Source organism: Acidovorax sp. 22279 (assembly GCF_052045435.1).
In the GTDB taxonomy this organism is placed as follows: Bacteria; Pseudomonadota; Gammaproteobacteria; order Burkholderiales; family Burkholderiaceae_C; genus Acidovorax; species Acidovorax delafieldii.
The window spans coordinates 20,794-32,079 of the sequence record NZ_JBQEOV010000016.1 but is presented as its reverse complement, the minus strand read 5'-3'; the positions used below and the strand labels follow the sequence as shown (position 1 = coordinate 32,079).

The window sequence follows — 11,286 nt, the reverse complement described above, 5'->3', positions numbered from 1 at the left end:
CGGGTTCGGCTCATCGATGGGATGAACTGTACGCCGATGGTGTTCAGGGAAAAACCACCCAGTCGCGAACTAACTGTTCCAGTATTGGAAACAATCACCAACGACAGTTGGGTGGCGCAGTTGCGCCATGGTGTTCGGTAATTCGGGGTGCTGCATCTCTGGTGCGATGCCAAAGTCCACGTGTGGAAAGGTGCGGAGATCCGGACGGCCCGAGCCGCAGTGACGGCGTCAGTGGCAGACGCTGCGTTGCTCGGTGGCCAAGTCGCTCAGTCGCCCAGCAACTCGCCCACGGCCTTCAGGTCTTCCACCCGGTCGCACACGGCCTTCACGGCCATCATCACCGGGATGCCCAGCAGCAGTCCCCACAGGCCCCACAGCCAGCCCCAGGCCAGCACGCTGATGAACACGGCCACGGGGCTCATGCTGCTGGTGCGGCTGGTGAGCCAGGGGGTCAGCAGGTTGCCGATCAGCGTGTGGATGACCAGCGAGGCACCGCCAATGGCCATGGCCATGTCGAGCGTGCCAAACTGCAAGAAAGCCACCAGGGCCGAGGACCCCGTGACCAGCGCCGAGCCGATGTATGGCGCGAGGTTGAGCACGGCTGCCACCACGCCCCATACGGCGGCGTTTTCCAGCCCCAATGCCCAATAGGCCGCGCCGGTGGCTAGGCCGACCAGCACGCTGGTGAACACCTGCAGCAGCAGATAACGCTGTATCTGCTGGGTGATGTCTTGCAGCACATGGATGGTGACCTTGCGCCGCTCCAGGCTGGTGCCCGCAATGCGCAGCAGCTTGTCTCGGAACAGGTTGCCCGAGGCGAGGGCAAAATAGGTCAGGAACACCACCACCATCAGCTGCCCCAGCGCCGACATCAGGCCCATGGTGCCGCTCCACAGGTAGTCGCGGATGTTGAAAGGCGGGCGCTCCACGATCACCCGCTGCACGCCCCGGCGGGGCGCTGCGCTGGCGGCGCTGTTTTCGTTGGCGGCCTGCTCGATCTGGGTGGCCGCCTTCTGCACGGTGTCCAGCGGACTGCTGCCACCCGCGCGTGCCTTGAGGTTGTCGCGGACCTTCTTGGCGGCGACAGGAACCGAGTCCACCAGTTGGGCCGCCCCGTCACTCAGCGACCAGGCCGTGCTGGCCAGCCCGGCAACGATGGCCACCAGCAACAAGCCCGCCCCCAGCGCCCGCGGCACATGCCACCGGGCCATCATCTCCACCGCTGGCCGGAGTGCAATGGTCAGCAGCAGGCTCAGCATGATCGGGATGAACACCGCACTGGCCCAGTGCAGCAGCGCCACGCTGGCGAACAGTGCCAGCAGGGCGAGGGAGAGGTTGCGCACGTCCACAGGCATGTGGAGCATGAGGGGCGCGTGAGGCGCTGGTGCTGAAACCGGAGGCGCAGGGACTGTGGGTGCGTCTGCGTGCGCGTCGGCGATTGGGGTGTGGCTGGCATCTGCTGCGACCTGGCTGGTCACCGCTTGGTCGGGGCTGCCATCGTCAACGGCGGCTGTCGTTGGGCTGGTGGGTGCGGAAGGAGCAGCAGAGGGCGCGGTCATGCGCGGATTGTGCGGCAGGCCGGGTACGGGCTTTGTAGGTGGCCATCCCAACGCCGGCGGCGTTGGCAAAGTGCGACGGAAAACGGGGTTTGTTCCCGCGATGGTGCTTTGCTGAGGCCATTAGGATGATGCGATGCAATTGGACGGCATCACAACATGACAAGGGGCGTGTGCGCATGAATCCTCAACACTCCCTCCGTGGGCGCGTGTTCGCGATGGCAGCACTGGCGGTGTTGCTGGGCGGATGCTCGTCGCTGGATGTTCCGCGTGCCGACAACTATCCAGCCACCGACCAGAAGAAAGCGCGCGCCGTGCACCACTGGGATGTGTTGGCCGACGACGTGGCGGGCCGCATCGCGGGCAAGATCGGTGCCTGGCCAGCCGGCGAGTACCCCATCTACCTGGCGCCGAGCCCTGGCGACACCAGTTTCAACAACGGCTTTCGCAAGCTGCTCATCACGCGCCTGCTGGATCGCGGGGTCGTTTTGTCCACACAACCCACGGCGGTCACCCTCACGTTTGAGACCCAGGTGGTCCAGCACAATGCTCGCGTGCAAACCTGGGGGCCCATGCCCTGGACGCGTCTGGCGCTGGGCGTCGGTGTGGCGCGAGACTGGTATCTGTTCCGCCAGGGCGTCGGGTCGATGCTGGCGGGCGTTGCCACCCTTGGCGCGGTGACGGACCTCACGCAATACGCCATCGACGGATCTGCCGCAGGCGGGCCGACGCGCACAGAGGTGCTCATCACGACGTCACTCGAAAGCGGTGACCGCTATCTGGCGAGTACCGCAGACGTGTACTACGTCGAGCCCGATGATTCGCCGCTGTACAAAACGCAGTTACCACCGCCTCCGCCACCACCGCCCCCCCCACCCACCCCCGTTAAAACCTGGCGGGTGGTGGCACCATGATGAGCCGTTTCCATCCCGGCAAGCTCAGGTCCGCGTGGTGCTTGGGCATGGTGGTGGTGTCGGCCCTGGCGGTGCAGGGCTGCTCGACCAACCCGGTCCACAGCTATTACTACGGCAACAGTGCGGGTGGCGTGTCGCGCACCGACCTGATCGAGGTGAACGACCGGGCAACGGATGCCTTGCTGCTCAACGCGCCGCTGGACGCGAGCCAGCCGCTGTTGGTGGCCACCCTGGTCAATGTGGACCGGCTCAACGAGTCGTCGCGGCTGGGTCGCATCTTTTCGGAGCAGATCGCGGGGCGCATGGTGCAGCGCGGGCTGCGCGTGACGGAGGTGAAGCTGCGCGACAACCTGGTGCTGCACCGGGAACAGGGCGAGTTGCTGCTGTCGCGCGAGGTGCGGGAGGTCAGCCAGGCGCAGAACGCACAGGCAGTGGTCGTGGGCACGTACGCGGTGTCGGCCTCGGTGGTGTACATCAGCCTTAAGCTGGTGAACCCGGTGGGTAACCATGTGATGGCGGCGCACAACTACGCGGTGCCCGTGGACGAGAACGTGCGCACCTTGCTTGCGGGGCGTTGATGGGTGGATCGGCGTTCTGTCTTGCACCACATTCCATCGGCAGACAGCAGAAAGCAAAAAGGCCCCGCATAGGGCCTTGTTTGTTTGCTATCTATTCAATAGCTAGAGCGGCAATATGCACTAGCGCATCGGGCACTTTTGGCTCAAAAATCACGCCAAGGTGTCAATGCAGCATCAGCGCGCCGGCGGTCTTGCTCTTGCCGGCACGGGCGGGTGGGTTGCACAGGCCACATGTGAAATGGCGGTTTTCGTACAGCTCGGTCACGAACTGGCCGCTGCACTGGCTGCACTTGGTGCGGGTCAACATGCCGGCGTCCACGAATTTCACCAGGCGCCAGGCGCGGGTGAAGGACAGCAGGGGTTCGATCTCGGCCGTGGCGACTTGTTCGTTGTACAGGCGGTAGGCCTTGGTCAGTAGCTCCACCGAATCCAGGTCCACGCCCTTGGACAGGTACTCGTAGATGTTCAAAAACAGCGAGCTGTGGATGTTCTCTTGCCAGGTCAGGAACCAGTCGGTGGAGAAGGGCAGCTGGCCTTTGGAGGGCGACTTGCCCGCGATCTCCTTGTACAGGCGGATCAGGCGCTCATACGACAGCGTGGTCTCGGACTCCAGCACCTGCATGCGGGCGCCCATCTGGATCAGCATGGCTGCGCGTTCGATCTGCTTGGATTCGTTCAGAACGCTTTTGACAGGGGCTTTGGCGGCGGCGGTGGTGGTGGAGGACATGGCGGGCTTTCGGTGAGAACGGGACAATGCTGCGGGCCAGTGCTTCAGAGCACTTCCGACACGCGGCTGGCCATCAGGATGTTGGCGTGCAGGGTGTTGGTGGCGTCGTTGCCCACCTTCTTGGCCGAGTGGTTGGTCAGCAAGCTCCATACGAGGTTGTCGTCCACGCGGAAGCTGCAAAGTAGCGTGTTGCGGGAGGCCAGTTTCATCACTTGCGCTGCCGACAGCGAAGCGAGAATATCGGCAGACTCCTCGTTCATGCCCAGACGGAAAACCGCTTCGGCCTTGTCCTGACGGATCAGGGTTTGGGCCAGCATCAGGTAGGTGAGGTTGGCTTCGCGGATTTCAGCGAGGATTTGTTCGTTGGTCATGGCGGCTTCCTTTTTTCCAGTACCGGGTCTTGCGTGGCCTGCTGACTGCAGGTTTTGCGTGATCCGTTGAAATGGATTGTGAAACCGCCCCAATCAGAAATTAAGTCGGGGTTTGGCTGTGCCGCGTGTCTGGTTTCGCGGTGGGCTGTGTAGGAATTTGCCCTACACGCAGATCAGGCGCCGGCTGGCTTTTCAGGGGGCAGCGTCTGCTGCGCTGACAGACACCCGCCCCAGAATTCTGCTCATGGTTTTGATAGCGCCTGCAAAACCATCTTTTTTGCGCTTTTGCAACTGGCGGCGTCCATTACGCACCGCAGTGGGCGTTGTTCATCCTTTTTCGACTGGGCGCGTGGGGTCTGAACACCATTCGCTCCAGCTGCCCGCGAACAGCGCGGTGTGCCCCAGACCAGCAATCTCCATGGCCAGCAGATTGGGGACGGCGCTCACACCGCTGCCGCACTGGTGCACCACCGTCGCCGGGTCACGGCCCGCCAGCAGGGCGTCGAACTCTGCGCGCAGCGTGGCTGCGGGTTTGAAGCGGCCGTCAGCTCCGATGTTTTCGGCAAAGGGTCGGTTGAGCGCGCCCGGAATGTGGCCGGCCACCGGGTCCAGCGGCTCCACCTCGCCCCGGTAGCGGGCGCCGGCGCGGGCGTCGATCACGGTCTGGTCTGCGGGGCGCGGCAGGCGGGCCAGGACATCGCTGGCCGTGGCCAGCTGGCGCAAGGGCTCGTTCAGTGCAAAGTGGGACTGGAAGTGCGACGGCTCTTCTCCGCTGTGGACTGCACCACCTGCGGCCTGCCAGGCCTGCAGCCCGCCGTCGAGCACGGCCACGGCGTCATGGCCTGCCCATTTGAGCATCCACCACAGGCGGCCGCAGTAGTTGGCGCCCTGGCGGTCGTACACCACGGCCTGCATGTTGTTGGCAAAGCCCACGCTGGACAGCCACATGGCAAAACGTTCGCGGCTGGGCAGCGGGTGGCGGCCGCCGGATGCGGGCTGGTCGGCCTCCTGCGCCGTCACAGTGCCGGTGGCCCCAGGTGCGCCGTGCTTGGCGCTGAGGTCATTGTCGAGGTTGGCGTACACGGCGCCGGGGATATGGGCTTGCGCATATTGCTGCGCGCCGGCTGTCGGTTGCATGAGTTCGAAGCTGCAGTCAAACACCATCAGCGGCGCACCGCTGGCGATGAGGGCTTGCAGGTCGGGGGCGGAGATGAGCGTGGTGTAAGTGGTCATCGGCAGATCAGGTGCAAAGCAACCGGTTGGGCGGGGAGGCCTCCATTGTGGCCATCCCGATGGAGACTGTCCTCGCCTGCGCGCATTGGTTTTTGTATCGGTCAGTGTTCTTCGGCCGGTGCGCCGGGCGCGGCCCGGGCCCGCAAGATGGTGGCCACAATGCCGCTGCCCACGATGAGGGCCATGCCGATCCAGCCGATGGGCGGAATCTTGTCGCCAAACAACAGCACGCTGTAGACGGCGGCAAACACGATGCCCGAATACTGCAGATTGGCCACCACCAGTGTGCCGCGCTGGGTCTTGGCGCTGGCGTAAGCCTTGGTCATGCACAGTTGCCCACCAGCCGCCAGCACCCCGATGGGCAGCAGCCACAGCGCTTGCCAGCCCGGCCAGTCCGACATGCCGGTGAACAGCATGGCAAAGCCGCCCGCCACCGCGGAGCCCACCGCAAAGTAGAAGACGGTGCGCGACTCAGGCTCGCCCAGGCGCGACAGCGCCACCACCTGCATGTAGGCAAATGCGGCTGACAGGCCGGACATGAGGCCAATCATCCCGGCGAACGCCTGGTTCTGGTCCAGGCTGGGGCGCAGCATCAGCACCACGCCCACGAACCCGGTGAGCACCGTCAGCACCAGCGGGCCTTGCAGGGCAGGCCGGGGCGTGGCGGCGGAGGGCCGCCAGGCCAGCAGTGTGCCGCCGACCAGGAAGGCCGCGATCCACACGCTGCTCATGTAGTTGAGCGTCATGGCGGTGGCCAGCGGCAGGTGCGCAATGGCGTAGAACCATGCGCCCAGCGACGCCACCCCCACGAGGCTGCGCCAGGCGTGCATGCCGGGGTACCGCGTGGACAGCGTCACTTTTTGCGAGCGTGACAGCAGCCAGAGAATCAACATGCCGATGAGGCCCCGGTAACACACCAGCTCAGCGGAGTTGAAGAAGTCCGAGGCGATCTTGACGCACACGCCCATGCTGGCAAACAGGAACGCGGCCAACACCATCCAGAGGGCTTGCATCGGGTTGTGATCTCTTGAAGCGCGCCGTGGGGCGCAAAAATGAAAATAGCTGCCAGCGCTTATTTTTTAAGCACTGGCAGCTATTGTAATGAGAGCAGACCACGGCGGGCCCGCAGATTGGCAGGGTTTTGCCGCCGTATTCAGCGGTTTGGCGTGGTCGGGTCGATGGTGTCCGAGCCCATCGCCTCACGGTACCACTCGTGGAAGTGCTGCATGCCATCTTCCATGGGGCTCTGGTAGGGGCCCACCTCGTTGTCGCCGCGTGCCATCAGGGCCTTGCGGCCCGCGTCCATGCGCTCGCCGATTTCGTCGTCCTCGATGCAAGTCTCCATGTAGGCGGCCTTCTGCGCCTCGACGAACTCGCGCTCGAACGCAGCGATTTCTTCGGGGTAGTAGAACTCCACCATGTTCAGCGTCTTGGTCGGGCTGATGGGGTGCAGCGTGGACACGGTGAGCACATGCGGATACCACTCCACCATGATGTGCGGGTACAGCGTGAGCCAGATGGCGCCATGCTTGGGCGGCTTGCCCTCGCGGTAGGCGAGCAAGGCTTCGTGCCAGCGTTCGTACACCGGGCTGCCGGCCTTGCCCAGGCGGTTGGCTACACCCACGGTCTGCACGGAGTAGTTCTTGCCGAACTCCCAGCGCAGGTCGTCGCAGGTGACAAAACTGCCCAGGCCCGGGTGGAAGGGGCCCACGTGGTAGTCCTCCAGATAGACCTCGATGAAGGTCTTCCAGTTGTAGTTGCACTCGTGCAGCTCCACGTGGTCGAGCACGTAGCCGTCAAAGTCCAGGTCGGCGCGTGGTCCCATCTGGGCGAGGTCGGCAGCCACGTCGTAGCCATTGTCTTCAAACAGCAGGCCGTTCCACTCGCGCAGCTTGTAGTTGTTCAGGTTCAGGCACGGGTCGTGCGCGAAATGCGGTGCGCCCAGCAGCTCGCCCTTGGGGTTGTACGTCCAGCGGTGCAGTGGGCACACGATGTTGCCGCCCGCGCTGCCCTTTTGCTGGGTGTTCAGCGAGCCTTTGCCCTTGAGCATGACCGCCTGCCGGTGGCGGCAGACGTTGGAGACCAGCTCGATACCGCCCTGGGCGTTGCGCACCAGCGCGCGGCCCTCGCCCTCCTGGGGCAGTGCGTAGTAGTCGCCCGCGTTGGGCACAGCCAATTGATGCCCCACATAGCGGGGCCCGCGCTGGAAGATGGTCTCCAGCTCGCGCTGGAACAGCGCATCATCAAAGTAGCTCGAAACTGGTAGTTGGCTTGCGGCCTGCTGCAGTTGAAGACTTAAATCAGACATGGGTGACCTGACCTAAAGACTCCCCACAGAGAGAGTGCGGGAGGTGCGCCCGTGAAGGCGCATCTGGAAAAAGAAAACCGGCTAGGGTGGGTAGCCGGCTCGACGGGAATGGGATTATAGGCGGTGGGGTTATTCCCGCACCCCCGCTACGTGAATAGAAAACACCGGTTCCGGAAAAATAGAGACCTCCCACGGATCGGCCACTGTCTGACACGGGCGCCACAGCGCTGCGCCTAAAATCACCGGTTTTTCACCCGCGCACTGCCGCCCCCTCCATGCCCAAGGCCCCCGCAACCCCTGCTCCTCCCGCCGAACCTGCCAGCTACGAGGCGGCCCTGGAGGAGCTGGAGCAACTCGTGGCCCGCATTGAATCGGGCCAGTTGCCGCTGGACCAGATGCTGGCTGGCTACCAGCGCGGCGCCGCCTTGCTGGCTTTTTGCCGCCACCGGCTCGATGCCGTGCAGGACCAGATCAAGGTGCTGGACGACGGCCAGCTGCAACCATGGAACCAGGAATGAGCGCATTGCCGATGACTTCCTCGACGGTGTTGAACCCACCCCTGGATACGAATCTCTGGAGCCAGAATCACCTCGGCCGTGTGGAGCAGGCGCTGTCCTTGTGGGTGGGCGACGGCGCTCCGGCAGGGCTGGGCGACGCCATGCGTTATGCCGTCCTGGACGGCGGAAAGCGCCTGCGGCCCTTGCTGGTGTTGGCTGCCTACGAGGCGGCGCGCAGCGGCACCTCGGACTCCGTGGCACCCGAGGGCGCGGCGGTTCAGGCAGCTCTGAACGAAGCTGCCCTGCGGGCCGCGTGCGCGGTGGAGCTGATCCACGCGTATTCGCTGGTCCACGACGACATGCCCTGCATGGACAACGACGTGCTGCGCCGTGGCAAACCCACGGTGCATGTGCAGTTTGGCGAAGCCCAGGCCCTGCTGGCGGGTGACGCGCTGCAGGCCTTTGCGTTTGAACTGCTGACCCCCGACAACACCCTGATCCCCGCTGCCACGCAGGCGGCTCTGTGCCGGCTGCTGGCGCGGGCTGCGGGCTCGGCCGGCATGGCGGGCGGTCAGGCGATTGACCTGGCCAGCGTGGGCGTGGCGCTGACCGAAGCGCAACTGCGCCAGATGCACCGTCTCAAGACAGGCGCCTTGCTCCAGGGCAGCGTGCTCATGGGGGCCCTGTGTGGCCACGCGGCGCCCACCGCCTACCAGGCCCTGTCAGACTATGGCGCTGCCATGGGGCTGGCGTTCCAGGTGGTGGACGACATCCTGGATGTGGTGGCGGACTCGGCCACCCTGGGGAAAACGGCGGGCAAGGACGCGGCCGCAGACAAACCCACCTACGTATCGTTGCTCGGTCTGGAGCGTGCGCAGGCCTACTCGCAGGAGCTGCTGGCCGAGGCCCGTGCGGCCCTGGGTCGCAGTGGCTTGCCCGACACCCGTGCCCTGGCAGCCCTGGCGGACATGGTCGTGAGCCGCTCCCACTGAGCCCGGCCCTGGTCCCTGGCGACTCTCTCAATGTCCAAATGCCTGCTGGTGCTTGAATCTCTTGCGCTCGTAGCTATCAAAAGAATAGTCAATGTCCACGACACCCTTCCCCTTGCTGCAGACCATCAATGACCCGGCAGACCTGCGCCGGCTCTCGCGCGCGGACCTCAAGGTGCTGGCGACCGAGTTGCGCGAGTTCGTGCTGCAGAGCGTGTCGCAGACCGGTGGCCACCTCAGCTCCAACCTGGGCACGGTGGAGCTGACCGTGGCTTTGCACCATGTCTTCAACACCCCGGAAGACCGCCTGGTGTGGGATGTGGGCCACCAGACCTACCCGCACAAGATTCTGACCGGCCGCCGCGACCGCATGCACACGCTGCGCCAGCTGGGCGGTATCTCCGGCTTTCCGCAACGGGCCGAGAGCATCTACGACACCTTTGGCACAGCGCATTCGAGCACCAGCATCTCGGCAGCCTTGGGCATGGCGCTGGCTGCCAAGCGCAAGGGCGACAACCGCCATGCCGTGGCCATCATTGGAGATGGCGCGATGAGTGCCGGTATGGCGTTCGAGGCGCTCAACAACGCGGGTGTGGCCGACTGCAACCTGCTGGTGGTGCTGAACGACAACGACATGAGCATCAGCCCGCCCGTGGGCGCGCTCAACCGCTATCTCGCGCAACTGATGAGTGGGCAGTTCTACGCCGCCGCCAAGAACGTGGGCAAGACCGTTTTGCGCCCCGTGCCGCCCCTGCTCGAATTTGCCAAGCGCTTCGAGCAACAGGCCAAGGGCATGGTGGTGCCCGCCACGCTGTTCGAGAAATTCGGCTTCAACTACATCGGCCCCATCGACGGGCACGACCTCGATTCGCTGATCCCTACGCTGGAGAACATCAAGAGCCTCAAGGGCCCACAGTTCCTGCACGTGGTCACCAAGAAGGGCCAAGGCTACAAGCTGGCCGAGGCCGACCCCGTGGCCTACCATGGCCCCGGAAAGTTCGATCCCTCCGTGGGCCTGACCAAGCCCGCCACGCCGCCCAAGCAGACCTTCACCCAGGTGTTCGGCCAGTGGCTGTGTGACATGGCGGCGCAGGACCCCCGCCTGGTGGGCATCACGCCCGCCATGCGCGAGGGCTCGGGCATGGTCGAGTTCGAAAAGCGCTTTCCGGACCGCTACTACGACGTGGGCATTGCCGAACAGCACGCTGTCACGTTCGCTGCGGGCATGGCCTGCGAGGGCGTGAAGCCCGTGGTGGCCATCTACTCCACGTTTTTGCAGCGTGGCTACGACCAGTTGATCCACGACGTGGCCTTGCAGAACCTGCCCGTGGTGTTTGCCCTGGACCGTGCGGGCCTGGTGGGCGCCGACGGTGCCACGCATGCAGGCGCCTATGACATCCCGTTCGTGCGCTGCATTCCGAACATGAGCATGGCCTGCCCCGCCGACGAGCGCGAATGCCGCCAGTTGCTCAGCAGTGCGTTTGAACAGGACCACCCCGTGGCCGTGCGTTACCCGCGTGGTAGCGGCGCGGGTGTGGCGCCGCTGGCTGCGCTCGATGGTCTGCCGTTCGGCAAAGGCGAGATCCGCCGCGAGCGCAAGGGTGATGCGGACGGCAAGGCGCCCCGCATTGCCATCCTGGCGTTTGGCACCTTGCTGTATCCCACGCTCGAAGTGGGCGAGGCGATCGATGCCACCGTGGTCAACATGCGCTGGGCCAAGCCCATCGATGAGGCCTTGCTGCGCGAGGTGGCCGAGCGGCACGACGCCCTCGTGACGGTCGAAGAGGGCGCCATCATGGGTGGGGCGGGCAGCGCAGTGACCGAGGCACTCAACGCCATGGGCCTTGTGCGCCCCGTGTTGCAGCTCGGGCTGGCCGATGTCTTCATTGAGCATGGTGACCCGGCCAAGTTGCTGGCGTTGCAGGGGCTGGATGCAGCCGGCATTCGCGCATCGATTGCAGCGCGGTTTTTGCCAGGCAGCGCGGGCTAAAAGGCGGAGGGCTGCGGTCAGCGCAGTGCGTTGGCTTTTGGTTGCTGGGAGGGTCTTTGCACCGCTGTCGCGCAGATGCTTGCAGAACCCTGAAGGTGTGTGTTGGCGCCGGAATTTCGCGGG

11 protein-coding genes are annotated in these 11,286 nt (G+C 64.7%); 5 read left to right on the top strand and 6 right to left on the bottom strand.

Annotation, left to right across the window (positions count from 1 at the left end):
- Positions 1–266 precede the first annotated feature (266 nt).
- Positions 267–1,364, bottom strand: coding sequence for an AI-2E family transporter (locus ACTJKQ_RS19375; protein ID WP_440597784.1), 1,098 nt, complete (start codon positions 1,362–1,364; stop codon positions 267–269).
- A 371-nt stretch (positions 1,365–1,735) separates the two neighbouring features.
- On the opposite strand from ACTJKQ_RS19375, the gene ACTJKQ_RS19370 reads away from it, so the two are divergent.
- Positions 1,736–2,470, top strand: coding sequence for a hypothetical protein (locus tag ACTJKQ_RS19370; protein ID WP_199170834.1), 735 nt, complete (start codon positions 1,736–1,738; stop codon positions 2,468–2,470).
- On the top strand, positions 2,467–3,048 hold the full coding sequence (locus ACTJKQ_RS19365; protein WP_440597783.1) for a FlgO family outer membrane protein: 582 nt from the start codon (positions 2,467–2,469) through the stop codon (positions 3,046–3,048). The genes ACTJKQ_RS19370 and ACTJKQ_RS19365 overlap by 4 nt, the downstream gene beginning before the upstream one ends.
- A gap of 163 nt (positions 3,049–3,211) precedes the next feature.
- On the opposite strand, the gene flhC is transcribed toward ACTJKQ_RS19365, so the two are convergent.
- From flhC to ACTJKQ_RS19340, 5 genes are all read right to left on the bottom strand, one after another.
- Positions 3,212–3,775 (bottom strand): flagellar transcriptional regulator FlhC, encoded by a 564-nt coding sequence (gene flhC, locus ACTJKQ_RS19360; RefSeq protein WP_015015271.1) that lies wholly within the window; start codon positions 3,773–3,775, stop codon positions 3,212–3,214.
- A gap of 44 nt (positions 3,776–3,819) precedes the next feature.
- Entirely contained in the window at positions 3,820–4,146 is a 327-nt protein-coding gene (gene flhD, locus ACTJKQ_RS19355) for a flagellar transcriptional regulator FlhD (protein WP_015015270.1), read from the bottom strand.
- 327 nt (positions 4,147–4,473) lie between these two features.
- Complete coding sequence (locus ACTJKQ_RS19350) at positions 4,474–5,379, bottom strand: sulfurtransferase (RefSeq protein WP_440597782.1); 906 nt, start codon at positions 5,377–5,379, stop codon at positions 4,474–4,476.
- Between the two features lie 101 nt (positions 5,380–5,480).
- Positions 5,481–6,392: a DMT family transporter gene (locus ACTJKQ_RS19345; RefSeq protein WP_099730920.1), complete on the bottom strand. Its 912-nt coding sequence runs from the start codon at positions 6,390–6,392 to the stop codon at positions 5,481–5,483.
- A 140-nt stretch (positions 6,393–6,532) separates the two neighbouring features.
- Positions 6,533–7,687 carry an aromatic ring-hydroxylating oxygenase subunit alpha gene (locus tag ACTJKQ_RS19340; protein WP_056748219.1) on the bottom strand — a complete coding sequence of 385 codons (1,155 nt, stop codon included), beginning with the start codon at positions 7,685–7,687 and terminating at the stop codon, positions 6,533–6,535.
- Between the two features lie 275 nt (positions 7,688–7,962).
- On the opposite strand from ACTJKQ_RS19340, the gene xseB reads away from it, so the two are divergent.
- The 3 genes from xseB to dxs all read left to right on the top strand — a co-directional run bounded on the left by xseB (position 7,963) and on the right by dxs (position 11,163).
- Positions 7,963–8,205 carry an exodeoxyribonuclease VII small subunit gene (gene xseB / locus ACTJKQ_RS19335; RefSeq protein WP_056066864.1) on the top strand — a complete coding sequence of 81 codons (243 nt, stop codon included), beginning with the start codon at positions 7,963–7,965 and terminating at the stop codon, positions 8,203–8,205.
- Complete coding sequence (locus tag ACTJKQ_RS19330; RefSeq protein ID WP_436077794.1) at positions 8,202–9,176, top strand: polyprenyl synthetase family protein; 975 nt, start codon at positions 8,202–8,204, stop codon at positions 9,174–9,176. Before xseB ends, ACTJKQ_RS19330 begins: the two co-directional genes overlap by 4 nt.
- A gap of 91 nt (positions 9,177–9,267) precedes the next feature.
- Complete coding sequence (dxs, locus tag ACTJKQ_RS19325) at positions 9,268–11,163, top strand: 1-deoxy-D-xylulose-5-phosphate synthase (protein WP_440597781.1); 1,896 nt, start codon at positions 9,268–9,270, stop codon at positions 11,161–11,163.
- The last annotated feature ends 123 nt before the right edge of the window (positions 11,164–11,286 follow it).

What these genes read in the sequence shown, in the direction of transcription:
- ACTJKQ_RS19375 (WP_440597784.1), bottom strand. Translation starts at nt 1,364, where the DNA reads ATGCTCCACATGCCTGTGGACGTGCGCAACCTCTCCCTCGCCCTGCTG.
- ACTJKQ_RS19370 (WP_199170834.1), top strand. Translation starts at nt 1,736, where the DNA reads ATGAATCCTCAACACTCCCTCCGTGGGCGCGTGTTCGCGATGGCAGCA.
- ACTJKQ_RS19365 (WP_440597783.1), top strand. Translation starts at nt 2,467, where the DNA reads ATGATGAGCCGTTTCCATCCCGGCAAGCTCAGGTCCGCGTGGTGCTTG.
- flhC (WP_015015271.1), bottom strand. Translation starts at nt 3,775, where the DNA reads ATGTCCTCCACCACCACCGCCGCCGCCAAAGCCCCTGTCAAAAGCGTT.
- flhD (WP_015015270.1), bottom strand. Translation starts at nt 4,146, where the DNA reads ATGACCAACGAACAAATCCTCGCTGAAATCCGCGAAGCCAACCTCACC.
- ACTJKQ_RS19350 (WP_440597782.1), bottom strand. Translation starts at nt 5,379, where the DNA reads ATGACCACTTACACCACGCTCATCTCCGCCCCCGACCTGCAAGCCCTC.
- ACTJKQ_RS19345 (WP_099730920.1), bottom strand. Translation starts at nt 6,392, where the DNA reads ATGCAAGCCCTCTGGATGGTGTTGGCCGCGTTCCTGTTTGCCAGCATG.
- ACTJKQ_RS19340 (WP_056748219.1), bottom strand. Translation starts at nt 7,687, where the DNA reads ATGTCTGATTTAAGTCTTCAACTGCAGCAGGCCGCAAGCCAACTACCA.
- xseB (WP_056066864.1), top strand. Translation starts at nt 7,963, where the DNA reads ATGCCCAAGGCCCCCGCAACCCCTGCTCCTCCCGCCGAACCTGCCAGC.
- ACTJKQ_RS19330 (WP_436077794.1), top strand. Translation starts at nt 8,202, where the DNA reads ATGAGCGCATTGCCGATGACTTCCTCGACGGTGTTGAACCCACCCCTG.
- dxs (WP_440597781.1), top strand. Translation starts at nt 9,268, where the DNA reads ATGTCCACGACACCCTTCCCCTTGCTGCAGACCATCAATGACCCGGCA.